At 73.5% G+C, this 23,552-nt stretch carries 25 protein-coding genes and 1 pseudogene; 11 read left to right on the top strand and 15 right to left on the bottom strand.

What is annotated here, in order from left to right:
• Positions 1-50 precede the first annotated feature (50 nt).
• The gene (locus ACRAKF_RS07135) at positions 51-866 is read left to right on the top strand and encodes a transporter substrate-binding domain-containing protein (protein WP_447036059.1); all 816 of its coding nucleotides are present in this window, start codon (positions 51-53) and stop codon (positions 864-866) included.
• Position 867: 1 nt separating this feature from the next.
• Here ACRAKF_RS07135 and ACRAKF_RS07130 read toward each other — a convergent pair whose 3' ends face one another.
• On the bottom strand, positions 868-1,146 hold the full coding sequence (locus ACRAKF_RS07130) for a WhiB family transcriptional regulator (RefSeq protein WP_447036057.1): 279 nt from the start codon (positions 1,144-1,146) through the stop codon (positions 868-870).
• Positions 1,147-1,239: 93 nt separating this feature from the next.
• On the opposite strand from ACRAKF_RS07130, the gene ACRAKF_RS07125 reads away from it, so the two are divergent.
• Positions 1,240-1,623 carry a VOC family protein gene (locus ACRAKF_RS07125; RefSeq protein WP_447036055.1) on the top strand — a complete coding sequence of 128 codons (384 nt, stop codon included), beginning with the start codon at positions 1,240-1,242 and terminating at the stop codon, positions 1,621-1,623.
• Positions 1,624-1,640: 17 nt separating this feature from the next.
• Here ACRAKF_RS07125 and ACRAKF_RS07120 read toward each other — a convergent pair whose 3' ends face one another.
• Positions 1,641-2,720, bottom strand: a complete 1,080-nt coding sequence (locus tag ACRAKF_RS07120) for an NADH:flavin oxidoreductase/NADH oxidase (RefSeq protein WP_447036054.1) — start codon at positions 2,718-2,720, stop codon at positions 1,641-1,643.
• A 137-nt stretch (positions 2,721-2,857) separates the two neighbouring features.
• Between ACRAKF_RS07120 and ACRAKF_RS07115 the strand changes: the two genes are divergently transcribed.
• Positions 2,858-3,238 carry an ArsR/SmtB family transcription factor gene (locus tag ACRAKF_RS07115; RefSeq protein WP_447036053.1) on the top strand — a complete coding sequence of 127 codons (381 nt, stop codon included), beginning with the start codon at positions 2,858-2,860 and terminating at the stop codon, positions 3,236-3,238.
• 24 nt (positions 3,239-3,262) lie between these two features.
• On the opposite strand, the gene ACRAKF_RS07110 is transcribed toward ACRAKF_RS07115, so the two are convergent.
• Positions 3,263-4,645: an FAD-dependent oxidoreductase gene (locus tag ACRAKF_RS07110; RefSeq protein WP_447036052.1), complete on the bottom strand. Its 1,383-nt coding sequence runs from the start codon at positions 4,643-4,645 to the stop codon at positions 3,263-3,265.
• Positions 4,646-4,753: 108 nt separating this feature from the next.
• Positions 4,754-5,422 carry a DUF305 domain-containing protein gene (locus ACRAKF_RS07105; RefSeq protein WP_447036050.1) on the bottom strand — a complete coding sequence of 223 codons (669 nt, stop codon included), beginning with the start codon at positions 5,420-5,422 and terminating at the stop codon, positions 4,754-4,756.
• 157 nt (positions 5,423-5,579) lie between these two features.
• On the opposite strand from ACRAKF_RS07105, the gene ACRAKF_RS07100 reads away from it, so the two are divergent.
• Positions 5,580-7,082, top strand: coding sequence for an LVIVD repeat-containing protein (locus ACRAKF_RS07100; RefSeq protein WP_447036049.1), 1,503 nt, complete (start codon positions 5,580-5,582; stop codon positions 7,080-7,082).
• Here ACRAKF_RS07100 and ACRAKF_RS07095 read toward each other — a convergent pair.
• The 4 genes and pseudogenes from ACRAKF_RS07095 to ACRAKF_RS07080 all read right to left on the bottom strand — a co-directional run bounded on the left by ACRAKF_RS07095 (position 7,070) and on the right by ACRAKF_RS07080 (position 10,327).
• Complete coding sequence (locus ACRAKF_RS07095) at positions 7,070-7,735, bottom strand: TetR/AcrR family transcriptional regulator (protein ID WP_447036048.1); 666 nt, start codon at positions 7,733-7,735, stop codon at positions 7,070-7,072. The two genes, ACRAKF_RS07100 and ACRAKF_RS07095, sit on opposite strands and share 13 nt — an antisense overlap.
• A 165-nt stretch (positions 7,736-7,900) precedes the next feature.
• Positions 7,901-8,593: pseudogene (locus tag ACRAKF_RS07090) on the bottom strand (HAD family hydrolase); the annotation flags it as partial.
• Between the two features lie 33 nt (positions 8,594-8,626).
• Positions 8,627-9,337, bottom strand: coding sequence for a phosphatase PAP2 family protein (locus ACRAKF_RS07085; RefSeq protein WP_447036047.1), 711 nt, complete (start codon positions 9,335-9,337; stop codon positions 8,627-8,629).
• A gap of 54 nt (positions 9,338-9,391) precedes the next feature.
• The gene (locus tag ACRAKF_RS07080; RefSeq protein ID WP_447036046.1) at positions 9,392-10,327 is read right to left on the bottom strand and encodes a M56 family metallopeptidase; all 936 of its coding nucleotides are present in this window, start codon (positions 10,325-10,327) and stop codon (positions 9,392-9,394) included.
• Positions 10,328-10,535: 208 nt separating this feature from the next.
• Here ACRAKF_RS07080 and ACRAKF_RS07075 point away from each other — a divergent pair, with 208 nt between their 5' ends.
• On the top strand, positions 10,536-11,198 hold the full coding sequence (locus tag ACRAKF_RS07075; protein WP_447036045.1) for an HAD family hydrolase: 663 nt from the start codon (positions 10,536-10,538) through the stop codon (positions 11,196-11,198).
• Here the strand turns inward: ACRAKF_RS07075 and ACRAKF_RS07070 are convergent.
• Positions 11,188-11,766 (bottom strand): DUF5134 domain-containing protein, encoded by a 579-nt coding sequence (locus tag ACRAKF_RS07070; RefSeq protein WP_447036043.1) that lies wholly within the window; start codon positions 11,764-11,766, stop codon positions 11,188-11,190. The genes ACRAKF_RS07075 and ACRAKF_RS07070 overlap by 11 nt on opposite strands.
• Positions 11,767-11,955: 189 nt before the next feature.
• On the opposite strand from ACRAKF_RS07070, the gene ACRAKF_RS07065 reads away from it, so the two are divergent.
• Complete coding sequence (locus tag ACRAKF_RS07065; protein ID WP_447036042.1) at positions 11,956-13,698, top strand: FUSC family protein; 1,743 nt, start codon at positions 11,956-11,958, stop codon at positions 13,696-13,698.
• Positions 13,695-14,231: a MarR family winged helix-turn-helix transcriptional regulator gene (locus ACRAKF_RS07060; RefSeq protein ID WP_447036041.1), complete on the top strand. Its 537-nt coding sequence runs from the start codon at positions 13,695-13,697 to the stop codon at positions 14,229-14,231. Before ACRAKF_RS07065 ends, ACRAKF_RS07060 begins: the two co-directional genes overlap by 4 nt.
• A 31-nt stretch (positions 14,232-14,262) precedes the next feature.
• Here ACRAKF_RS07060 and ACRAKF_RS07055 read toward each other — a convergent pair whose 3' ends face one another.
• Complete coding sequence (locus tag ACRAKF_RS07055) at positions 14,263-15,609, bottom strand: NAD(P)/FAD-dependent oxidoreductase (protein WP_447036040.1); 1,347 nt, start codon at positions 15,607-15,609, stop codon at positions 14,263-14,265.
• Between the two features lie 163 nt (positions 15,610-15,772).
• Positions 15,773-16,165, bottom strand: coding sequence for a VOC family protein (locus tag ACRAKF_RS07050; RefSeq protein WP_447036039.1), 393 nt, complete (start codon positions 16,163-16,165; stop codon positions 15,773-15,775).
• A gap of 69 nt (positions 16,166-16,234) precedes the next feature.
• On the opposite strand from ACRAKF_RS07050, the gene ACRAKF_RS07045 reads away from it, so the two are divergent.
• Positions 16,235-16,816, top strand: coding sequence for a GNAT family N-acetyltransferase (locus ACRAKF_RS07045; RefSeq protein ID WP_447036038.1), 582 nt, complete (start codon positions 16,235-16,237; stop codon positions 16,814-16,816).
• On the opposite strand, the gene ACRAKF_RS07040 is transcribed toward ACRAKF_RS07045, so the two are convergent.
• The 3 genes from ACRAKF_RS07040 to ACRAKF_RS07030 all read right to left on the bottom strand — a co-directional run bounded on the left by ACRAKF_RS07040 (position 16,806) and on the right by ACRAKF_RS07030 (position 19,350).
• Positions 16,806-17,489, bottom strand: coding sequence for a glycerophosphodiester phosphodiesterase (locus tag ACRAKF_RS07040; RefSeq protein ID WP_447036037.1), 684 nt, complete (start codon positions 17,487-17,489; stop codon positions 16,806-16,808). The genes ACRAKF_RS07045 and ACRAKF_RS07040 overlap by 11 nt on opposite strands.
• Before the next feature lie 74 nt (positions 17,490-17,563).
• A complete protein-coding gene (locus ACRAKF_RS07035) occupies positions 17,564-17,689 on the bottom strand; it encodes a hypothetical protein (RefSeq protein WP_447036036.1) in 126 nt (41 codons plus the stop codon).
• 77 nt (positions 17,690-17,766) lie between these two features.
• Positions 17,767-19,350 carry a phosphatase PAP2 family protein gene (locus tag ACRAKF_RS07030; protein WP_447036035.1) on the bottom strand — a complete coding sequence of 528 codons (1,584 nt, stop codon included), beginning with the start codon at positions 19,348-19,350 and terminating at the stop codon, positions 17,767-17,769.
• A 139-nt stretch (positions 19,351-19,489) separates the two neighbouring features.
• Here ACRAKF_RS07030 and ACRAKF_RS07025 point away from each other — a divergent pair, with 139 nt between their 5' ends.
• The 3 genes from ACRAKF_RS07025 to ACRAKF_RS07015 all read left to right on the top strand — a co-directional run bounded on the left by ACRAKF_RS07025 (position 19,490) and on the right by ACRAKF_RS07015 (position 22,546).
• Positions 19,490-19,861 (top strand): DUF488 domain-containing protein, encoded by a 372-nt coding sequence (locus ACRAKF_RS07025; protein WP_447036034.1) that lies wholly within the window; start codon positions 19,490-19,492, stop codon positions 19,859-19,861.
• A gap of 160 nt (positions 19,862-20,021) precedes the next feature.
• Positions 20,022-21,026: an alpha/beta fold hydrolase gene (locus ACRAKF_RS07020; RefSeq protein ID WP_447036033.1), complete on the top strand. Its 1,005-nt coding sequence runs from the start codon at positions 20,022-20,024 to the stop codon at positions 21,024-21,026.
• An 80-nt stretch (positions 21,027-21,106) separates the two neighbouring features.
• On the top strand, positions 21,107-22,546 hold the full coding sequence (locus ACRAKF_RS07015; RefSeq protein ID WP_447036032.1) for a diacylglycerol kinase family protein: 1,440 nt from the start codon (positions 21,107-21,109) through the stop codon (positions 22,544-22,546).
• A gap of 20 nt (positions 22,547-22,566) precedes the next feature.
• Here the strand turns inward: ACRAKF_RS07015 and ACRAKF_RS07010 are convergent, their stop codons facing one another.
• Complete coding sequence (locus tag ACRAKF_RS07010; RefSeq protein WP_447036031.1) at positions 22,567-23,361, bottom strand: MmyB family transcriptional regulator; 795 nt, start codon at positions 23,359-23,361, stop codon at positions 22,567-22,569.
• Positions 23,362-23,552: the final 191 nt, after the last annotated feature.

Raw genomic sequence — 23,552 nt, 5'->3', positions numbered from 1 at the left:
GTCTGCGAAGGTGATCCCTTCGAGCCGCTCCGAGCGCTGAGGAGACCCCCGTGAAGCGTGCCGCCACCCTGTCCGCCCTGGTCTGTCTGCTGGCCGTCACGGCCGCCGCCCCCGCCTCGCCCGACGCGGCCCGGCGGCCGGACCGCCCGCACGGCAGCCTCCTCGACACGGTGCCGGAGCGGGGCGTCCTCAAGGTCTGCACGACCGGTGACTACGCCCCCTTCACCAAGCGGGACCCGAAGGACGGCACGTATAGCGGCATCGACATCTCCATGGCACGTGACCTGGCGAAAAGCCTCGACGCCAGGCCGGAGTTCACCGCCACGACCTGGGCGAACCTCACCAAGGACGTCGCCGCGCGCCGCTGCGACATCGGCGTCGGCGGGGTGTCGGTCACCCTGCCGCGCGCCCGGCAGGTCTCCTTCGGCGAGCCCACGCGCGAGGACGGCAAGACGCCGATCGTGCGGTGCGCGGACAAGGACGAGTTCGGTGCGGGCACCCTCGCCGACATCGACGAGCCGGGCAGGACCGTCATCGTCAACCCCGGCGGTACGAACGAGGAGTTCGCCCGGGCGAACATCAAGCGGGCGACGATCAAGCTGCACCCGGAGAACACCACGATCTTCGAGGAGATCGTGGCGGGCCGCGCCGACGTGATGATGACCGACGCGAGCGAGACGCTCTACCGGTCGAGGATCCACCCCGAACTCTGCGCCCTCCACCCGGAGAAGCCCTTCACCTTCTCGGAGAAGGCCTACGCGACACCGCGCGGCGACCAGGACTTCAAGGAGTACGTCGAGCAGTTCGTGCACCTGGCCAAGCACGACGGCACGTACGCGAAGTACGAGGCCGAGTGGATGAAGTAGGTCATCCGGCGAGCCGCGCCGACGAGATCGCCGCCGCGGTCCGCTCCGCTCTCAGCGCTCTCCTGCGCAGCGCCGCTCGTTCCTCCTCGCCCGTGCCGCCCCACACGCCCGACGCCTGGCCCGTCCTGATCGCCCAGGACAGGCACTGCCCGCGCACGGGGCAGCGGGCGCAGACGCGCTTGGCGGCGTCGACATCCCGTAATGAGGGTCCAGCGGTTCCGACGGGAAAGAACAGGTCGGGGTTCTCGTCGGCACACGCGGCCCGTTGCAACCACTCCATGGCGAGGCGGGTGCCCCTGCCCTACGGACGGAAACTCCGGCCTGATCGGCCGGTGCGCGGTTTGGCCGGGGTCCGCGGGGACATCCGGAGGGAATGACCGTACAGAAGAACACCGTGCTGGTATTGGACTGTTCGGAGCCCGAGGCGCTCGCCGAGTTCTACGCCGGACTGCTCGGTGCGGAGGTGCGGCTGAGCAAGGACCCCGAATACGTGGAGGTCACCGGCGACAACGGAGTCTGCATCGCCGTCCACCGCGAGCGGGACTACATCCCGCCGAGCTGGCCCCGCCCCGAGGACTCGCAGCAGGCGCACCTGCGCATCATGGTCGCCCGGCAGGACATGGACGAGGCGGAGCGCGAGGTGATCGGCCTCGGTGCGCGTCCCGTGGACACCAAGAACAACCACGGGCCCCGGGACTCGCGCACCTACTCCGACCCGGCGGGCCACTCCTTCACGCTCGCGGCGATTCCGGAGTAGCCCGCGGGTCGGCGGGGTCAGACCGAACGGTGGTACTGGTCGGGCACGTTGACCTCGGCGCCGAGTTCGCGTGCCGCGCGACGCGCCCACGACGGGTCGCGGAGCAGCTCGCGGCCGAGCAGGACGGCGTCGGCCTCGCCGTTGGCGAGGATCTTCTCGGCCTGTGCCACCTCGGTGATCAGACCGACCGCGGCGACGGCGAGCTCCGTCTCTGCCTTGACGCGGGCGGCGAAGGGGACCTGGTAGCCGGGCCCGACGGGGATGCGCACGCCCGCGGCGTTGCCGCCCGTGGAGACGTCGAGCAGGTCGACGCCGTGCGCCTTGAGCTCCGCGGCGAAGCGGACGGTGTCGTCCGCGGTCCAGCCCGCCTCCTCCAGCCAGTCGGTGGCGGAGATGCGGAAGAACAGCGGCTTGTCCTCGGGCCACACGGCGCGCACGGCGTCGACGACCTCAAGGGCGAAGCGGGTGCGGTTCTCGTAGGAGCCGCCGTACTCGTCGGTGCGCTTGTTGCTGTGCGGGGAGAGGAACTCGCCGATGAGGTAGCCGTGCGCGCCGTGCAGCTCGGCGATCTCGAAGCCGGCGTCCAGCGAGCGGCGGGCCGCGTCGGCGAACTGCGCCACGATCTCGCGGATCTCCTCGACGCCGAGCTCCGTCGGCACCGGGTGGTGCTCGTCGAAGGCGACCGGGCTGGGGGCGACGGCCTGCCAGCCGTACGCGTCCGGGCCCACCGGGGCGCCGCCGACCCAGGGGCGGTCGGTGGAGGCCTTGCGTCCGGCGTGCCCGAGCTGGATGCCCGGGACCGTGTTCTGGCCCTTGAGGAAGTCGGTGATCCGGCGGAAGGCGGCGACCTGCGTGTCGTTCCAGATGCCGAGGTCGTAGGGGCTGATGCGGCCCTCGGGGCTGACGGCGGTGGACTCGACGATGATCAGGCCCGTGCCTCCCGTGGCCCGCGCCGCGTAGTGCGCGAAGTGCCAGTCCTGGGGCGCGCCCGCCTCCGGGCCCTCCGGCAGCGCCGAGTACTGGCACATCGGAGGCATCCACACGCGGTTGGGGATGGTCAGGGATCGCAGGGTGTAAGGCTCGAACAGCGCGCTCACGGCGGCCTCCATTCGTCACGGCTGGTGTGCTGCTCGTACGATAGACCTCGTAGTACGGTGGATGTCAAACTACGAAGGTTCTCGTACAATGCCGCAAGGGAGTACCGCAAGGGAGTACCGGACGAAGGGGAGCCGTTATGACGACCGCCGCGAGCAGGACGCTCGCCCACCCCGAAACCGGGGAGATCACGCTCGAAGGCGTGCTGCACGCCCTCGCCGACCCCATGCGGATGCGGGTGGTCCGGGACCTGGCGCGCGAGCAGGGCGCGGAGCTCTCCTGCTCCTACTTCGCGCTGCCCGTCAGCAAGTCGACGAGCACGCACCACTTCCGGGTGCTGCGCGAGAGCGGAGTGATCCGGCAGATCTACCGCGGCACCGCCAAGCTGAGCGTGCTGCGCCGCGACGACCTGGACGCGCTCTTCCCCGGCCTCCTGGACACGGTCCTCGCGGCGGCGTCCCGCCAGGCCGAGCGCCACGCCGAGCGCCAGGCCGAGCGGCAGCCCGCCGCCCAAAGCTGACCCGCGCCCGTCGCGGGCCCCGCCTCAGCCGGGCGTGGCCCGCTCCGCCGCCCCGCGCAGGCCCTCCCAGTCCGGGATCTTCACCACGCCCCTGCCGAGCGAACGCCCCAGCTCGGCCTCGGCGCGCTCGATGGCCAGCCACCCCGGCCACTGGACCGGCCGCAGTCCCGCCGCGCGCAGCCCCGCCGGCGGATCTCCCGGCAGCTCCCTGCGTACGAGGTCCGGGGCGTCGTCCAGGAGGGACTGGACCGTCTCCTTGGCGCAGGGACGGTTGGTCCCGATGACGCCGGTGGGCCCGCGCTTGATCCACCCCGCGACGTACTCACCGGCCGACGGCACCCCCTCGCGCAGCACCCGCCCGGCCGCGTGCGGCACCGTGCCCCGCTCCGGGTCGAACGGCAGCCCTTCGAGCGGCACTCCGCGATAGCCCACCGAGCGCAGGACGAGCTGGGCCGGGATGTCCTCGTACCGCCCCGACCCCGTGACCCCGCCCCGGCCGTCCGGCAGCGTGCGCTCGAACCGCGCCCCGGCGACCCGGCCATCGGCCCCCGCCGTCAGAGCGAGTGGACGCAGGAAGAAACGCAGCCTGATCCGCCGCGCGGGGCCGCTCGCGAGGCCGCTCGCGGGGCGCTCCGCCCAGCCGCGCAGCACCTCGACGTTGCGACGGCTCGCCGCGGGGAGACCCGAGGGGTCGGCGTACGCGGGGTCGAGCGCCAGCTCCGCCGGGTCCACGACGACCTCGGCATCCGGCAGCGAGCCGAGCTCCCGCAGCTCCTTGGTGGTGAACCGGGCCTGCGAGGGCCCGCGCCGGCCCACCATGTGCACCTCGCGGACCCGGCTGTCCGCGAGGACGCCGAGGGCCGCGTCCGGCATGTCGGTGGGCAGCAGCTCGGCGACGCCGCGGGCGAGGATGCGGGCGACGTCCACCGCGACGTTCCCCACGCCGATGACGAGGGCGGACTCCACGCCCCGCACGAAGCCGTCCGGGGCGAACCCCTCCGGCAGAGCGTCCGGATGCGCGCTGTACCAGGAGACGAACTCCGTCGCGGAGTGACTGCCCGGCAGCTCCTCGCCCGGCACCCCCAGCCTGCGGTCCGCCGCCGCGCCGACGCAGTACACCACCGCGTGGTAGAGGCTCAGGAGCCGGGCCGGCGGCAGGGTGTCAGGGCCGATCTCGATGCCGCCCAGGAACCGGACGCGCTCGTGTTCGAGCACCGCGCGCAGGTTGTTCTGGAGGGACTTGATCTTCTCGTGGTCGGGCGCGACCCCGTACCGCACCAGGCCGTACGGGCAGGGCAACCGGTCGAGCACATCGACCCGCACGTCCGGCACCTGGTCCTGCTGGACGAGCGACTGCGCGGCGTACACCCCGCTGGGACCCGATCCGACGACGGCGACGTGCAGCACTGTGGTGCTCCCTCCGCGAGGCGACCCCGGGACGGTTTCAGGATCGCATCCGGGGTGCGCCCTGTCAGGAGCGTGCGCGGCGCGGCATGCGTTCGCCGGGCCCGGGGTTCAGTCCATCTCCCGCATCCGGCTGATCTCGCTCGTCTGCTGGGCGATCACGTCGTTCGCCATCTCCTCGACCTGGAGGTTGTTTCCCTCGGAGAGCGCGTCCGCGGCCATCGTGACGGCCCCCGTGTGATGCGTGATCATCAGCTTCAGGAAGAGCTGGTCGAACGCCTCGCCCTTCGCGGCGCGCAACTGCTTGAGCTGCGTCTCACTGGCCATCCCCGGCATCGTCGCGTGGTCGTGCCCGTGCTGCTCGCGCGGTCCGCCGTGGCTCTTCAGCCACCGCTCCATGGCGCCGATCTCCGGTCTCTGGGCGGCGCCGATGCGGGCCGCGAGCCGCTTCACCTTGGCCGACTCGGCCCGCTTGGGGACAAGCCCGGTCATCGTCAGCGCCTGGCCGTGGTGCTCGATCATCATCTGCGTGTACGTGAAGTCGGCCGAGTTGGGTGTGTCGTCGTCGGTCCGCCGCTCCGCCGCTTCCTCCGCCGACAGCGTGGCGGCGCGCTCGCCCGGCTTTCCGGGGGCTATCACCGACGGTCCCGCCGAGGCCTTGCCCCGGGTGTCCGGTTTTGGGGCGGAGTCGCAGCCCCCCAGCGTGAGGACCGCGGCGGCCGCGAGCGCGGCGAGGGCGTACGTACGGCGGTTGGGGAGCACGGCGACCTCCGGTGACATACGGGCGAGTTGGGTCCGTCCTAGCACGTCGACGGGTGCTCGTGATCAAAAAACCGTATGACGATCATGTTTCCCTCTATTGATCTGAGCATGATGAGAACGATACTGCGGGTGTCCGTGAACCGTTCGACTGCGAACGGCGACAAGGGAGGACGCAGTGACCCTGTTGAACAATTCCCGAACCCGGCGCAGACGCCTGGGAGTCGGTGCCGTGGCGGCCGGTCTCCTCGCCACGCTGCTCACCGTGGCGCCTGCCGGAGCGACACCCGACCCGGGTGACTCCGAAGCCGCCCCCAAGAGTGTCTCCAAGAGCGACGCCGCCGCGGCGCGCAAGGCCATCGAGCGCGGCGAGATACCGGGGCCGGGCGAGATCGTCCACTCGGCCAACATCGAGCACGTGGCCAACATCCCCAAGGACGCGCTGCCCGGGACGAACACGGACATCGCCTTCCAGGGCCGTTACGCGTTCGCGGGCAACTACGACGGCTTCCGCGTCTACGACATCAGCGACCCGAAGGCCCCGAAGGTGGTCTCCCAGGTCCTGTGCCCGGGCTCGCAGAACGACGTCTCCGTCTCGGGGAACCTGCTCTTCCTGTCCACCGACTCCTCGCGCAGCGACAACTCCTGCAGCAGCACCTCGCAGCCCGCGACGGAGAAGTCCTCCTGGGAGGGCATGAAGGTCTTCGACATCAGCGACAAGGCGAACCCCCGGTACGTCTCGGCCGTCGAGACCGCCTGCGGCTCCCACACCCACACGCTGGTGCCCAAGAAGCGCGACGTCTACGTGTACGTCTCCTCGTACTCCCCGAACGCGGCGTTCCCCGACTGCAAGCCGCCGCACGACGGGATCTCGGTCATCAAGGTGCCGCGCAAGGCCCCGCAGCAGGCCGCGGTCGTGAACTTCCCCGTGCTCTTCCCCGGTGAGGGCCCCGACGGCGGCGGCAACCCGGGCGGGCCCACCAACCCGGGCGTCAGCAAGACCACCGGCTGCCACGACCTCACGGTGCTGCCCTCCAAGGACCTCGCGGCGGGCGCCTGCATGGGCGACGGCCTGCTGTTCTCCATCAAGGACCCGGAGAACCCGAAGATCATCGACCAGGTCCAGGACAACGAGAACTTCGCGTTCTGGCACTCGGCGACCTTCAACCAGAAGGCCAACAAGATCGTCTTCACCGACGAGCTCGGCGGCGGCTCCGGCGCCACCTGCGACGAGGCCACCGGGCCGAAGCGCGGCGCCAACGGCATCTACGACATCACGGGCAAGGGTGACAAGCGCAAGCTCGTCTTCCGCAGCTACTTCAAGATCCCGCGCCACCAGGCGGCCACGGAGAACTGCGTGGCGCACAACGGCTCCCTGATCCCCGTCAAGGGCAAGGACCTCATGGTCCAGGCCTGGTACCAGGGCGGCGTCTCCGTCTGGGACTTCACGGACTCCTCGAAGCCCAAGGAGATCGGCTACTTCGAGCGCGGCCCGCAGACCACCGACAAGATCACCTTGGGTGGTTCGTGGTCGGCGTACTACTACAACGGCTGGGTCTACTCGAACGACATCACCAAGGGGCTCGACGTCCTGAAGATCAACGACAAGCGGGTCAAGGCCGCGGAGCGCGTCCGTCTCGGCGAGCTCAACGTCCAGACGCAGCCCGACTACTTCGACTGAGGCCCCGCGGGCCGCTGAGGACGGAACGACAGCACAGAAGGTGTCCCGCCGGGCGGCGGCCCGTCCGGCGGGACACCGAGCTCCCACTCCAGGCCGTACCGCTGGAAGAGCTCGGCCCGCAGTGTCGCGAGCGGCATCGGGGCGCCCGGCATGAGCAGGGCGAAGACCGCGCCCATCAGCAGGGCGCGCAGCAGGGGATAGTCGCGGTCGACGTCGCACGAGCCGTACCGCTCGACGGTGTCGCGGAGCAGCTCCGCGAGGCGCTGCTGCTCGGCGCACTGCACGAAGCCCTCCACCTGGAGGATCCCTGCCATGTGCGTGCGCATGAGGAGCGGTTCGTCCCGGGCGAGGCCGAGGATCGCGTCGACCGCGCGGGCGAGGCGGTCCCGGCCGTCGGGCGTGCCGGGCCCGCGCTCCAGGGCGGCCTCCAGCGTGCGGTGCATCAAGCGGTGCACGGCCGACTGGAGGAGCCGGCGCTTGCCGGGGAAGTAGTACGACACCAGGCCCCGGGCCGCGCCCGCGCGGTCGGCGATGTCGCCGAGCGTCGTGGCTTCGTACCCGCGCTCGGCCACCAGCTCCACCGTCGCCTGCAACAGCCGCTCCCGCGAACGCCTGCGGAGCTCTTCATTGACCGACGGACTCCGCGGGGACATCCTGTAACTCCTGCGTTGACTGGCTCTGAGCCAATATACTCAGCGCGGGCCGGCCACGGGACCTTCTTCTGTCCCCCGGGGGCCGGACGGGTCTGGGGCAGGCAACACCGCGGGGGAGTGTTGCCTGCTCGCAGGCGGTTTCACGGCCGTGCGGGGGGCGTCGTGGCCGACGAGGCCGAGCACCGCACGCAGCGCGTCGGGCCGCTCGGCCACCGGCAGATGGGCCACGAAGTGCACCGCGCACCCCAGGCTCGCGGCCCCGCCGTCGGCCCGCCGGTCGTCGCCGACCATGAGCACCTCGCGCGGATCGGCCCCCAGCGCGTCGCAGGCCACCGCGAAGAGGCGCGGGTCGGGCTTCTGGACGCCGTGCTCGTACGACAGGACGTACGCGTCGATGTGGCGGTCCAGGCCGTGGGCGCGGAAGACGGGCCGCAGGTCCCAGCCGATGTTGCTGACCACCGCGACGCCGACGCCCCGCTCGCGCAGCCCGGCGAGCACCTCGCCCGCGTCGCCGTACGGACGCCACGCCCGCGGGCTCATGTGCCGGGTGTAGAGCGCGTCGTACAGGCGTGGGTCGGGCAGTGGCACCTCGCGGGCGAGCGCCGTGAACGCGGCCCGGTGCTGCTCGGCGCTGCGGTCCCGCGTCGCCCACAGCGCGGCCAGGTGACCGGGCACCTCGGCCGGGTGGGCCCCGCCCGGCAGCGCGCCCGCCCGCTCAAGGGCCGCGGCGGTCCGCGCCGACTCGCCCTCGGCCCACGGCAGTCCGAGGCCGTCGAGCCCGGCGCGCAGCCAGTCCTCGGCGGACTCGACGCGGAAGAGGGTCCCGGAGAAGTCGAAGAGCACGCCCCTGATCGTCATGAGCGGGATCCTCGGGGAGCGGCCGACGGGCGGTCAAGAGCGCCCCCGGGGCGTCGGCCGGGCACCGGCCGCCTCCCGCCGCGCGGGCCCGTACGCGTACGTCGTGACGGTGAGGGCCACCACGAGGGCGCCGAGCAGCCAGCCGCCGATGACGTCCGTGGGCCAGTGGACGCCCAGCCAGACGCGGGTCAGGCCCACCCCGGCGACGGAGAGCACGGCCAGGGCGAGGGCCGTGCGCCACAGGGCGGGGCCCGCGCCGTGCAGGCGCAGGAGCCACAGGAGGAGGCCGCAGACGACGGCCGCGGTCATGGCGTGGCCCGAGGGGAACGCCGCGTAGTGCGCGGAGTCCACCGGGTCCGGCCACACCGGGCGCGGACGGTCGAGCGCCGCTTTCAGCCCCTGCTGCACCGCTGAGGCCAGCAGGCAGGCGCTCGCCAGCCAGAGCGCGAGCCACCGGGTGCCGCGGGCCACCAGCCAGATGACCGCCACCGCGCACAGGGCGCGCATCGTCCACGGGTCCCACACCCAGTCCGTCAGGACGCGGAAGACCTGCGTGGTGTCGGGGTCGGCCACCGCCCAGCGATGCGTCGTCCGCGCGATGTCCTCGTCCAGGGTGAGCAGCGGGCCCCACTCCAGCTCCACGAGGAGCAGCAGCAGGAGCGCGGGCACGCCGGACACGGCGGCGATGAGCGTGGCCCGGCGGCCGGGCGGGTGGGTCGGGGAGTCGGTCGGCGCGGAGTGCATACGGTGATCCTTGCCGACGAGGAGGGCCCCATGCCATCCCCGGGACGGCAGACCCTAGCTCAGGGCGCGCAGGCCGGGGCCGAAGGTCATCAGGACCGGGATCGCCGGTACGAGCGCCGCGGTCGCCGTCAGGCGGAGCCTGTGCCCCGCGGTGAGGCGCGGGCGGGCGGAGAGCAGCCGGTGCACGCGCTGCGGGACATGGGCCTGCGGGGTCGGGCAGGGGCCGAACACCCCGCGGTCCTCGTTCAGTTCGACCAGGGCGAGCGCGATGGTCAGGCGGCCGAAGCGGCGCGAGGCCACGTCGTCCGCCGCGAGCTCCACCAGGCGGTGCATCTCGTCACGGAACGCCGCGAACACCCGCATCCGCGGGAACCCGGCGGCCAGCGCGCCGGAGCAGTGCAGCAGCCAGTCGTGACGGGCCTGCGCGTGGCCCTGCTCATGGGCGAGCACGGCATCGAGCTGACGGCCCTTCAGGCGGCGCAGGGCGGCCGTCGTGACGACCAGTCGCGGGGCCTGGCCCGGCAGCCACCACGCGTCGGGGCGCTCACCCTCCAGGACGACGAGCCGATCCGCGCCCGGCTCCTCACCGGGCAACAGGGGGGCGCGGTCGCGCAGTTCGGTGCGGCGCGCCGAGCGCCGGAGCCGCGCGAGGGTGATCTCGCGGGTCAGCATCGCGGCGCTCCACACCCCGCCGCAGGCGAGCAGCACGGCGGTGGCCGCGGCCCAGGGGCCGGGAGCCTGGAGGGCGTAGGCCTCGACCACGGCGTGCGGCGCGGGGGCGAAGAGGTGGCCGCGCACGGCCTGCCACGCGGCGGCCGCGCTCAGGGCCATCGAGAGCGCGCAGCACAGGAGGACGGCGGCGATCACGCACTGCCAGGCCCACAGCGCGACCACGGGTTCGCGCTCCGGCCAGTCGGTCCGCGCGAGCATGCGCGGTGCGACGACGGCGGTCAGGGCGCCCAGCAGCAACAGCGCGACGGGGACCATCATGGCGTCAGCCTATGAGGGCGGGGCCCGTGGAGGGTATGGCTTTCCTCGGCAAGTGACGGACGCCACGGCGGACACATGGGGCGCCGGCGCCGGAAAGGGGCGGACAGACGTCCGAAAGCAGTAGCGCCGTTTCCCCGATCGGGTCGCCCGCCGGGAGCGTCGAGTGGCGTGCGTCCCGGTGGCCGAGGGGCGCCGTAGTGTCCGGACGATGATCGAGACCATTGTGTTCGACGTGGGGGAGACCCTCACCAAAGACGACCGCTACTGGACCTCCTGGGCCAACTGGCTGAAGGTCCCGAGCCATACCCTCTCCGTGCTCGTCGGCGCCGTAGTCGCGCAGGGCAGGGACGGCAGGGACGCCCTCAAGCTCGTCAGTCCCGACATGGACGTCGAGTCGGCGGAGGGTGCGCGCGAGGCCGCGGGCCGGGGCGAGCACATCGGCGAGGCCGATCTCTATCCGGACGTGCGGCCGGCCCTCGGCGCCCTGCACAAGCTCGGCATCCGCGTCGTCGTCGCGGGCAACGGGACCGCGCGCGCCGCCGAACTCCTGCGCGACCTCGATCTGCCCGCCGACGTGGTCGCCACCTCGGGGGAGTGGGGCGTGGCGAAGCCGGACCCCGCGTTCTTCTCGCGGGTGCTCGAAGTCGCCCAGGCGGGCCCCGCCGAGACGCTCTACGTGGGTGACCATCCGGCCCACGACGTCTTCCCCGCCCGGCAGGCGGGCATCCGCACCGCGCATCTCCGCCGGGGTCCCTGGGGGCACCTGTGGGCAAACGATCCTGCCGTGGCCGAAGCGGCGGACTGCCAGCTGGACAGCCTCACCGCGCTCGCCGCGATGATCGCCCAGAGGACCGCATCGGTCAGAGTGTGAGCAGCATCGCCAGCATGCCGATGCCCATCGAGAGCCGGCACGCGAGCGCCAGCTCGGGCCTGTCCCCCCACCCGAGCACCGGCGGCCCGCCGGCCGGGCCTTCCCCCGCCGCGACCGCCCGGGCGGGGGCGAGCCGTACGCCGGACCGCAGGACGTACACGGCGAAGTAGAGCAGGAGGACGCCGGTCAGCAGGGGCAGGCCCGCGCTGCCGTGGCCCGCGTGCCCGCCCGGCGTCGTGATCATCGCCACCGACATGTAGACCATGGCCGAGGCGCCGATCAGGTGGTGGACGTGGTGAGGGTCCCTGCGTGCCGCCGCCACGGAGTGCCACAGGCCGTGCAGCGACGCGGCGCCGAACACCGCCGCGCTGACGAGCCAGGTCCAGCGCGGCAGGGCGACCACCGCCGCGGGCACGGCCATCACCGCCATGCCGAAGCCCATGAGCGCCTCACCGCCCGCGGTGCGGCGCTGTTCCTCGATGCGGCTGCGCATCCGCAGCAGACAGTAGGCCCCGGTCGCCGCGCACAGCGCGACGAGCAGCCAGGCGGCCTGTGCCGGTCCGTGCACCGCGCACCTCCCCCGGTCGACGGTGTCGTCGGGTCGATGCCCAGGGCCGTGCAGGCGTATGCGGGCGCAGGGGGGTGCACGGGAAGCACACGGGAGGTGAGACGGGAGGTGAGGCTCCGGTTCAGCCGCTCGGGCGCCGGCCGCCTGGCGCGATCTTTTGCAAGTAAAACACTTGCTAAGGTTTTAGGTATGAGCAGTAGTACGCCGTCCTCCCCGCCCTCGCCCACCGCGCCGCACCCCTCCCACCGTCCCGCCCGCGTCCGGCGGCTGCCGCTCGCCGGGGTGCTCCGCGCGAACAAACCGTCCGACATCTGGTTCAAGCCGGCGTGCAGCGTCGTCGTCGCCACCGCGATCCCCAATCTGACGCTGCTGGCGCTCGGACGGCTCGACCTGGTGATGTTCACGATGGCCGGGTCGTTCTGCGCCCTGTACACCCACCACCTCCCGTACGCCGCCAGGGCGCGCGCCCTGGCCTGGGTCGTCGCCGGGATGGCGGCGGGCGTGGCCGTCGCCCTCGTCACCGCCTCGCTGACCGGCTCCGCCGTGGTCCTCGTCGCGGTCGGCGCGGTGCTCGCCGCCCTCCAGAAGACGCTGTGCGACGCGACCCGCATCGGACCGCCGGGGCACCTGATCTTCACCTTCATCAGCTCGGCGACGCTCTTCGCCCCCAGCACCCTCGGCCAGGTCCCCGCCCACCTCGCGCTCACCCTCGCCGGCGGCGCCGTGGCCTGGCTGGTCGGCATGGCGCCCGCACTGGTGCGCCCGCACGGCCCCGAGCGCCGGGCCACCGCCCGCGCCCTGCGCGCCGCCGCCGCGTACGCGGACGCCGCCGGGGCCGACGGTGAAGGACCCGCCGCCGAGCGGGCCCGCTCCGCCGCCGCGGGAGCCGTGCACGCCGCCTGGCAGTCGCTGCTCGCCACCGGCAGCCGCACCGCCGAGGCCCGCCGCGCCCTGGGCAGCCTCGTCGTCCGCGCCGAGGAGGCCCTCGCCGCGCCCGCCGCCGCGGACCCCGAAGCGCTGCGCACCTGGGCCGCGAAGCTGCGCGGGACGAGCGCCGTGCCGCGCCCCGGTGACATGCGCCCCGGTGAGCGGGACGAACTCCTCGGCGTCGAGGCCGAACTGGCGGGGCCCGCCGTGCCGCTGTGGCGCCGCCTCGGGCCCGGCTCCCCGCTGCTGCCCATCGCGCTGCGCACCGCGGTCGGCTGCGCGCTCGCCGGCTACGGATCACTCGCCCTCGGCATCGGCCGCCCCTACTGGGCCCTGGTCACCGCCGCCTCCCTCTACCAGGCGAACGTCACCCTCACCTGGAACCGCGGCGTGCAGCGCGTGGTCGGCAACCTCATCGGGGTGCTCGCCTTCGCCGCCATCGCGCCCTTCGCCCACCTCGGCCACGCGGAACTCATCGTGAGCTGCCTCGCGCTCGCCTTCGGCGCGGAGGCGCTGATCAGCCGGAACTACTGGATGGGCAGCGTCTGTGTGACGCCCATGGCGCTCCTGGTCACCGAGTTCGCGCGGTTCCAGCAGCCGGGCGAGCTGATCCTCGACCGCGTCGTGGACACCCTCGTCGGCGCCGTGCTCGGCGTCGCCGCCGCGGTCCTCGTCACCAACCGCCGCGCCACCGACCACATCGAACGCGCCCTCGCCACCGCCGAGCGGGCCAGGGAGCAGGCCGAGGCGGGCCTCGCGGCGGGCACGGGCCCGGTCGAGCCCGCGCGGCGCCGGCTCACCGCCGCCCTGGTCGAACTGCGTGCCGCCGCCGACGCCGCGGCGGGGGAGTGGTGGCAGCGCGCCCTGCCCGAACAGCGGGTGGTCGCCGCCGAGCGCGCCGGACACCGTACGCTCGCGGCGACAGTATGGCGAAGCCGCGGGAACGGTCCGGCGGCGCGGGTCGGCGAAGGGGCCCCCGACGCCTGGGAGGGCGCACCAGCATGAGAGCAGAGAACGACCCGGCGGCGCAGGTCGGCGGCGACACCGTGGCCGCGGTGGTGCGGCAGTGGCGGGCGGTGCGTCCCGACATCGACACCGCCCCGATGGAGGTCATCGGCCGCATCAACCGCTGCGCGGCCCTCCTCCAGCAGGCCGAGGACGCCCCGCTGCGCCGCGCGGGCCTGACGCGCGCGGAGTTCGACCTGCTCGGCGCGTTGCGCCGCACCGGGCACGAGCTGACGCCCGGCGAACTGGCCCGCGAGACGTTCTCCTCGGGGGCCGCGGTCACCAAGCGGCTCAAGCAGCTCCAGGAGCGTGAGCTCGTCGAGCGCAGGGCCGACGCGCGGGACCGCCGGGTCGCGCACGTCCGGCTCACCGACGAGGGGCGCGACCTCGTCGACACGATCCTGCCGGAGCAGCTCTCCTACGAGACGGTCGTGCTGTCCGTGCTCGACGGCGCCGACCAGGAGCGGCTGAGCGCACTGATGGGCGAGCTGCTCGCGCGGCTCGAAGGGCGGCTCGGGGTGTGGCGGGGCTGATCCGCCGGGCCCGGGGCCGCCGCCCGGGGCGTCAGGCCGCGGCCACCCGCTCCTTGATCTCCTCCGGCGACAGGTACGCGTCCGTCATCTCGAAGTCCTTCAGCGTGGCGGGGCGCTGCGCCTGGAAGCCGGTGCGGACGTAGTCGTCGCCCGCGAGCGCGTTGAGACCCCAGTTGGCGGCCGTACGGAAGCGGGCCGTCACGGTGCGCAGCGCGCCCAGGTGGTAGCCGCGCGCCACGATCTGCGCGGGCAGCCCGGAGAGCTGGACGCCCAGCGGCTTCGACACCGCCTGGATGCCGCCGAGGTCCACGACCAGGCCCATGTCCTTGTGCCGGTAGTCGGCGAGCGGGATGCCGCGCAGTGCGGCGACGACGTTCTTCGCGGCGGCCCAGCCCTGGCGCATGGCGTGCTGCGCGGTCGGCGGGCAGATCGCGTCGCCGCCCTTGGCGAGGTCGGGCACGGCCGCCGCGTCGCCGAGCGCGTAGACCCCGTCCAGGTCCGGCACCGTCAGGTCGGGCCGGACGACGAGCCGGCCGCGGTTGGTGTCGGCTCCGAGCGTCGCGATCAGCGGGCTCGGCGCGACCCCCGCGGTCCAGATCAGCGTGCGGCACGGCAGGACCCGGTCGTCGGTGAGCGTGACGGTGTCCTCGGTCACCTTGGCCACGGACACCCCGAGCGAGACGTTCACGCCCCTGCGCCGCATGATCTCCATGGCCTTGTCGCCGAGCGGCCCGCCCAGCTCGGGCATCAGCTTCGGCGCGATGTCCACCAGGTGCCACTTGATCTGGGAGACGTCCAGACGCGGGTAGCGCTTGACCGCCGCGCACGTCAGGCGCTGGAGGTAGGCGGCTGTCTCGGTGCCCGCGTAACCGCCGCCGACCACGACGAACTGGAGCCGCTGCGCGCGCTCCTCGCGGGACGAGCTGGCCGCGGCCAGGTCGAGCTGGGAGATGACGTGGTCGCGGATCCAGGCGGCCTCGGCGAGCGTCTTGACGCCCACCGCGTACCTGTCGACACCGGGGATGTCGAACTGCCGCGTGACACTGCCGGGCGTCAGGACCAGGTGGTCGTAGCGCTCCACGACCTCCTCGCCGTTGATCTTCCGTACGAACACCGTCTTGGTCTTCGGGTCGATGCCGATGGCGCCGCCCGGCACGATGACCGTGCGGCGCAGCATCCGGCGCAGCGGCACCGCCACCGACTGCGGGGTGAGCACGCCGGCGGCGACGTGCGGGAGGAGAGGGAGGTAGAGCTGATGATCCATGGGGCTGATCAGCCGCAGCTCGGCCTCGTGAGGGGCGAGCGTCTTCTCCAGCTTGTGAGCGCACTCCATGCCGGCGAAACCGCCGCCGACGATGAGGATCCGGGGAGCTGCCATGTGATGTCTCTCCAAGGGAGTGGGAGATCGTCTTCAGGGCCGTGGGGGGCGTCGAGGAGTCGTCATGGATCTTCTGGACCGTACCTGTGGCCGTGTACCCCTGCATCCCGGATGGATTGGTCGTGTGACGTGGCTCACGTCGACGACGTCATGACGCAGGCTCTCAGATCCCGGGGCGGTAGCGGATCGGGTGGTCGTGGGGGACCTCGACGAGGACGATCCTGAGCCCGTCGGGGTCGTCGATCCACATCTCGATCAGCCCCCACGGCTCCTTCACCGGCGGCCGGACCACCTCGACACCGCGCTCCACGAGCTCCGCGTGCGCCGCGTGGACGTCGGGGACCTGGAGCCAGAGCCGCAGCCCGGCGGGGAACGGCGCCCCGGAACGCCCGGAGAGCTCCAGGAAGCCGCCGCCGAGGAAGTAGACCGTGCCGCGCTCGGGGCCGGTGCCGAACTCGCGGTACACGGCGAGACCGAGCGCCTCGCCGTAGAACGCGCGCGAACGCTCGGGATCGGTGGGGTGGAGGAGGGTCCGACTGCTCAGTACATGCACCATGCGGCCGCACCCTAGCCGCGCGTTAGGCTCGGCGGTGCACCGTGCCGCGCCGAGATCGGAGAACAGTCGATGGACACCGCCCCGCGTCCGCGCACCGGAGAACTGACCTTCCGTGACGCGGAACCCGCCGACGCCGACGCCCTCGTGACGCTCATCGAGTCGGCGTACCGCGGCGACGCGAGCCGCGCCGGGTGGACCACAGAGGCGGACATCCTGGAGGGGCAGCGCACCGACCCCCAGGGCGTCATCGAGGTCATCGACTCGCCCCGGAGCCGTCTGCTGGCGGTCGAGCGGGACGGCGCGCTCATCGCCTGCTGCCAGCTCGAACACCGCGGCGAGCACGCCTACTTCGGCATGTTCGCGGTGAGCCCCGCCCAGCAGGGCGCGGGCCTGGGCAAGGTCATCATCGCCGAGGCGGAGCGCGTGGCCCGCGAGGAGTGGGACGCCCGCGAGATGCACATGACCGTGATCTCCGTACGCGACGACCTCATCGCCTGGTACGAACGGCGCGGCTACCGCCGTACGGGAAAGATGACGCCCTTCCCGTACGGCGACGAGCGCTTCGGCATCCCGCAACGCGCCGACCTGGAGTTCGAGCTGCTGGTCAAGGATCTGGTCCCGGACATGGGCGAGGCCGGGGCTAGGCCGTGAAGCGGCCCGTGCGCTTGATCTCGGGGTAGTCGGTGGTCGCGCCGTCGAGCTGGAGCGCGCGCACCAGACGCAGGTCGTCCTGGGTGTTCACGACCCAGCCGATGATCCGCAGGTCGGCCTTCCTGGCGCGCTCGACGATCTCCAGGGTGAGGCGCCGGATGTTGAGCACGAGGGTGGTGGCGCCGACGGCCGTGGCGCGCTCCACGACGTCGGTGCCGTAGCGGCTGGCGACGAGCGCGGTGCGCACCCCGGGCACCAGGCGCGCGATCTCGGCGATCGCCTCGTCGTGGAAGGAGATCACCTCCACCCGGGCGACCAGATCGCGGCGGTGCATGACCTCCGCGAGGGCGCGCGCGGCGGCCACGTCCTTGATCTCGGCCTGGAGCGGCGCACGCACCGCGTCGAGCACATCTTCGAAGACGGGCACGCGCTCGCCGCGGCCCGCGTCGAGCTCCCGCAGTTCGGCGAGCGTCTTCTCGGCGATCGGCCCCTTGCCGTCGGTCGTACGGGCCACGTCGGCGTCGTGCATGACGACGAGGGCTCCGTCCTTGCTCAGGTGCAGGTCGAGCTCGATGAGATCCAGGCCCGCGGCTTGCGCGGCGATGAAGGAGCGAAGGGTGTTCTCGGGTTCGACACCCATGACCCCGCGATGACCGATGGTGAGGAAGTTCAAGGTTCACTCGCTTCCGTCGACGGCGGCTTGGTGGCCGCGGGGCGGGGGGAAGTGCCGCGCGGCACTGCCGCAGCCTAACGGCCCGCCTCGGCGAGGGAACCGGTCGTACGAGGGTGTGTGGCGGCGTCCGCCCTGGTCCCCACGATGCCGAGGACGAGGCCCGTGACGAGGGCGGCGACAAGGACTGCACGGGTGCTCAACGGTGCGCTGCTCCCTGCGGCGGTGACGGCTGACCCCGCCCGTCCTACCGGTCGGGGGCCCGCCACCGCGAGCCGCTTCACTCGCGGGTGGGCGCGTCCTTTTGGGGTTGACCGGCGGGCGGGGGACGGCGTCTCGCCGCTGCCGCCCGGGAGGCGGTCCTGGCGAACAGGGTGATCTCGTCCGGCGGGGCGGCGGGGCTGTAGACCGTCAGCGCGCCCTGCCGCTTGTCCAGCAGCAGGGTGGCCGGCGCCGACGCGGTCTCGCCGTCGTACGCGAGGTCGGAGACGTCCTCAAGGCCGCTGATCCGCAGCCGCTCGACGCGCTCGGTGCGAAAGACCCGCGAGCGCCGCAGCGCCCCGCCGAGGGAGGAGAGGCTGAGCCGCGTACGGGCCAGCGGCGCCCGGGCGTCGACCGTGCGGATGTCGAGGAGCCCGTCGTCCAGATGAGGCCGGTGCGAAGGAGCGAGGCCGTCCGGGACGTAGCGGCCGTTGCCCGCGAAGAGCAGCCACAGGACGCGGTCGTGGCCGTCGAGCCTGACCCGCAGCGGTGTCGCCTCGCGCAGCACGGCGAGGAGGGACACGGCCGCCGCGGGCCACTTGCCGATGCGGCCCTCCAGCTTCTCGCGCCTGCGCACCAGTTCGGGGTAGAGGCCGATGCTGAAGGTGTTCACGAAGCCCGCGACGACCGTGCCGTCGCCGTCGTGGACCGTGGCCAGGTCCACCCGCACGGCCTCGCCGCGCTCCACGGCGTGCGCGGTGTCCTCGAACGTGGCCGTCCCCGCGTCGAGGGCGAAGTGGTTCAGGGTGCCCCCGGGAAAGACCGCCAGCGCGAGCCCCGCCGCCACGGCCCTGCGCGCGGCCGCGTTGACCGTGCCGTCACCGCCGCAGACGCCGAGCGCCCCGCCCGCCCCGGCGGCGAGCGCCACCCCCTCGTCCAGGGTCCTGCCCAGGTCGTCGCCCGGGCCGCAGCCGAGGATCTCGGCCTTCGGCAGCAGCAGTTCCAGATGCTGCCCGGCGGGCAGCCGGCCCGGCACGCCCTTGCCCGAGCCCGAGTTGAGGACGATCACCAGGCCCTCGCCCTCGGGCAGTGCGGGCGCCGTCACGCGGGTCCGCCCGTCCCGTTCGGGTCTCGGGCGCGGCGGCCACCAGTAGCAGGTCACCGCGGCGGCGGCGGCGCCGAGCGCACAGCCCGCGAGCACGTCCCCGGGGTAGTGGGCCCCCACGTAGACGCGGGAGAACGCCACGGCCGCGGCGACCGGCGCGACCACGGCGCCGTACCGCGACGACTCCAGGGCCACCCCCGTCGCGAAGGCGGCCGCCGATGCCGCGTGTCCCGAGGGGAACGACGACGTCCGCGGCGGCTTCGCCAGGCGCCGCACCAGCGGCACCGCGGCGGGCCCGGGGCGGCCGCGGCGCACGGCGCACTTGGCGACCACGTTGGTGGTCAGCGAGGCCAGGGCCAGCGCGCCCACGCCCCGGCGCGCGGCACGCCCGGCCACGGGACCGCCGATGAGCGCCAGTGCGGCGGCCGAGCCGAGCCACAGCCGTCCGCGGTTCGCGGCGGTGCTCAGCAGCGGCAGCACCCGGTCGGCGCCGGCCGGCCGCGCGGCCGCCACCCGGTCGAACCACCGCCGGTCGATCCTGCCGATGCGTCCGGTCATGGCCTCACTGCACCAGGGCATGGGGAACGGGGCCCGCGCTGCTGGCCCGAACGGGTCAGACGCGCGCGAGCCCACCGCCCGACGGAGAATGTCGCCATGGCGACAGAGCCGACATGGCGACAGAGGGGAGAACGCTGACATGACGAAGGGCCGCTCTCTCGACATCCAGGTCAAGCGGGTCTACGACGCCGCGGAACCGGACGACGGCTCCCGCGTCCTCGTCGACCGGCTGTGGCCGCGCGGAGTCTCCAAGGACCGCGCGGAACTCCAGGGCTGGGACAAGGAACTGGCGCCCTCCACCGAACTGCGCCACTGGTACGGCCACGACCCGGCCAAGTTCGACACGTTCGCCGAGCGCTACCGGCAGGAGCTCGACGACGCCGGCCGCGCCGCCGACCTGGAGCGCCTGCGCGGCCTCGCGCGCTCGGGCCGGCTGACCCTGCTCACGGCGACCAAGGACCTGCCGCACGGACATGTGCGGGTCCTGGCCGACGTCCTGCGGTCGGAATGAAACGCAGCCCCCGTAGCACCCGTAGCCACGTAGTCCCGTAGCCCGTGGCCCCGTGGAGTTTGCCGGGTCGGCAACAAACGTCGGTCGTGGCGTCGCGCCCGCCGCATGATCGTCGTGCACGCCACCGCTACCGGTTCGTCGAACGCCCCCGGGAGGGCCCATGCCGCAGACTCCGACCGCCGCTGCTGTCGCCGCCGAGCGCACGCACCGCCTCGTCCCCTCGCCCGCGGGCCGCGTCCACCTGGTGGAGCAGGGCTCGGGGCCGCTGGTCCTGCTGGTGCACGGCTTCCCCGAGTCCTGGTACTCCTGGCGGCACCAGTTGCCCGCCCTGGCCGCGGCGGGGTACCGGGCCGTCGCCGTCGACGTACGCGGATACGGGCGCTCCAGCCGGCCCGATGACGTGGCGGCGTACCGGATGCTCGAACTCGTCGAGGACAACGCCGCCGTGGTGCGCGCGCTCGGCGAGGAGAGCGCGGTGGTGGTCGGGCACGACTGGGGCGCGACCATCGCCGCCCACTCCGCGCTGGTCAGGCCGGACGTCTTTCGCGCGGCAGCCCTCATGAGCGTCCCGTACACGCCGCCCGGCGGCCCGCGCCCCAGCGAGGTGTTCGCGGGCATGGGCGGTGAGGGAGGGGACGAGTTCTACGTCTCGTACTTCCAGGAGCCCGGCCGGGCCGAGGCCGAGATCGAGCCGGACGTCCGCGGCTGGCTCGCGGGCTTCTACGCCGCGCTCTCCGCCGACACGATGCCCGCCCCCGGCGCCCCGGACCCGCACTTCACCGCGCCCGGCGGCACCCTGCGCGACCGCTTCCCCGCCGGAGCCATGCCCGGCTGGCTCAGTGAGGGCGAACTCGACGTGTACGCGGGGGAGTTCGAGCGTACCGGCCTGACCGGGGCGCTCAACCGCTACCGGAACATGGACAGGGACTGGGAGGACCTGGCCCGCTTCGCGGGGGCGCCCCTCACCGTGCCGAGCCTGTTCATCGGCGGCGCTCTCGACGCCACCACGACCTGGCTGGCGGACGCGATCAAGGCGTTCCCCGACACTCTGCCGGGGCTGAGCGGCGCGCACATCCTCGACGGCTGCGGCCACTGGGTGCAGCAGGAACGGCCCGCCGAGGTGAGCCGGCTCCTGACCGACTGGCTCGACTCCCTGCCGGCCTGAACCACCGCTTCCGATCGTGATTCCGCGCACTGCTCGGGCCCGTCCGGCCTTTCGGGCGGCAACCGGGGTAGACGGGGGTCATGAAAGATCTCCTGAGGCATCGCGCCCGACGTCTGCTCGACGCCGACCACCGGCTGCTGTTCTGCTCGGTCGCCGCCGGGATGTGGGCGTTCGGCGGGGTGCGGGGGCGGCGCGCGGCGGTGCGGGGCCTCACGTCCATGGGCCTGGCGACGGCCACCGTCAACACCCTGAGCAGGGGCGCGGTGGGCCGCTCACGCCCGGTCCACGAGGCGGCCCCCCTGCTCCGACGCCTGCCCCGCAAGCCGCTGACCGGCCCGTACCCCTCGGAACGCGCGGCCTCCGCGGCGGCCTTCGCGGCGGGCGCGGCCCTGGAGGCGCCCGGCTGGGGCGCGGCCCTGGCCCCGGTCGCGGCGTCCATGGCGTACGCCCGTGTCCACGGCGGCGCCCGCGCCCCGCGGGACGTCCTGGTGGGCGCGGCCCTCGGGATAGGCGCCGCCTACGCGGTGCGCGGCATGGTGCCCACCCGCGCCCAGCTTCCACCGCCCGCCCGGCCCCGCGTCGACGCGCCCGCGCTGCCGGAGGGCGAGGGCCTGATCGTGGTCGTCAACCCGTCATCGGGAGCGCAGCCCCAACTCGCCGACCCCGTACGGCAGATCAAGGGCGCCCTGCCGCGCGCCGAGGTGGTCCTCCACGACGAGGAGGCGGGCGCCCTGCCCAAGGTCCTTGAGGAGGCGGCCAGGGAGGCGGCCCGGCGCGGCGGCGTCCTCGGGGTGTGCGGCGGGGACGGCACGGTCAACGCCGCCGTCGCGCCCGCCCTGCGGTTCGACGTGCCGCTGATGGTGCTGCCCGGCGGCACGTTCAACCACTTCGCGGCGGACCTGGGCGTCGACACCATCGCGGACGCCTGTGTCGCCGTGGGCCGGGGCAGCGCGGTCCGCGCCGACGTGGGCCGCATCAAACCGCTGGCCGGGCTCGGCCCCGCGGGCAGGACCCACACCGAGGAGGCCCACTTTCTCAACACCTTCAGCCTCGGCAGCTACCCGGAGCTCGTCCGCAGCAGGGAACACTGGTCCCCGAAGATCGGCGGCCCGCCCGCCACGCTGCTCGGCGTCGTCCGCATCCTGCGTACGGGCCGGCCGCTGCGCGCCGTGGTGAACGGCCGCCGCCGCTCCATGTGGCTGCTCTTCGCGGGCAACGGCGCCTACCGCAGCGTCGGCATCGCCCCGGTGCGCCGGCACGACCTGGCCGACGGGCTGCTCGACGTCCGCATCGCGCACGCGGGCCGCTTCGCCCGCAGCAGGTTGCTCGCCGCCGCCCTCGCGGGCCAGCTCGCCCGCACCCGCGTCTACGCCGCCGCCAAGCCGCAGCGCCTGATCATCTCCGGGCTGCCCGAAGGCACCCACATGGCATACGACGGCGAGGTCACGCCCGCCCCGCCGGCGCTCCTGATCGACAAGCTCCCCGAGGCGCTCACCGTGTACCGCCCGACGGCCGACTGACCCGGCCGGGGCCCGCGCACTCAGGGGAAGGTGACCGCCGGGTCGACGGGCGTCAGGACGAGCCAGCGGTGCGCCGTGTCGTCGAAGCGCCCGTACGTCATGACGCGTACGTCGACCGGGTCGGGCGCGACCAGCGGAAAGTACACCGGCCGGGGCTCGGCGCCGAGCGGCGTGAGGTCGGTCGCGGCATCCCACAGCGCCGCGACGCCGGGCTCGGCGCGCACGGCCGTCACCACCTCGGCCAGACGCTCGTTCTCCGGCCAGCGCTGCCAGGCGAGGCGCAGCCGGCCGAGCAGCGGCCCCGCCCACTTCGTCTCCCACTCCCGGAGCTGATAGCGGGCCTGAGGCGAGAACGCCCAGGTCATGACGTTGGCGCCGGGGTGCATCAGCCAGGGGCAGTGCCGTGCGGCCACGATGTTGGCGGCGACCACGTCCCACGCCTGGTCGCAGATCCAGCTCACGCGCCGCTGCTGGTGCAGCAGGTCGAGCATCGCCTCGTCGGGCGGCGTCGAACCCGGCGGGCGCGTCGGCGGCCGGAGCCCCGCGCCGCGGTACAGGGCGTCCGCCTCGGCCGGACCGAGGGCGAGGAGGCGGGCCACACCGGCGACCATCCCGGGCGCGTAGGCGCGGTCCTCGCCGCGCTCCAGGGCGCGGTACCAGCGTTCGGAGACGCCGAGCAGCAGCGCCATGTCGAGCTGGGTGAGGTAGCTGCGGTGGCCCCGGAACGGCACGGGGCCCGGCAGTTCGGCGGGGTCCCGCGCCATCCGCCAGGCGCGCAGCATCCGGCCGAGGTCCTCGCGTCGCGGGTCGGGCACGGGTAAAGACCTCGCAAAGATGGGGTGGCCTGCCGGTGGCTGCCGCGTGCCCTGCGTGTTTCGTCGGCCGGGCGGGTGCAGGTTGACAGCGTCGCACAGGAGGCGACGGAGAGCGGAACCGCGGAGTGCCGGTACTCCGGAATGCCGTTCTTCGGAGGCGCTCGACGGCCAGGGTGAGCCACGGCCGCCGC

The sequence above is a fragment of the Streptomyces sp. DSM 118878 genome (assembly GCF_052936595.1).
Note: the sequence above shows the minus strand (reverse complement) of the source record. Positions and strands in the feature narration are given on the sequence as shown.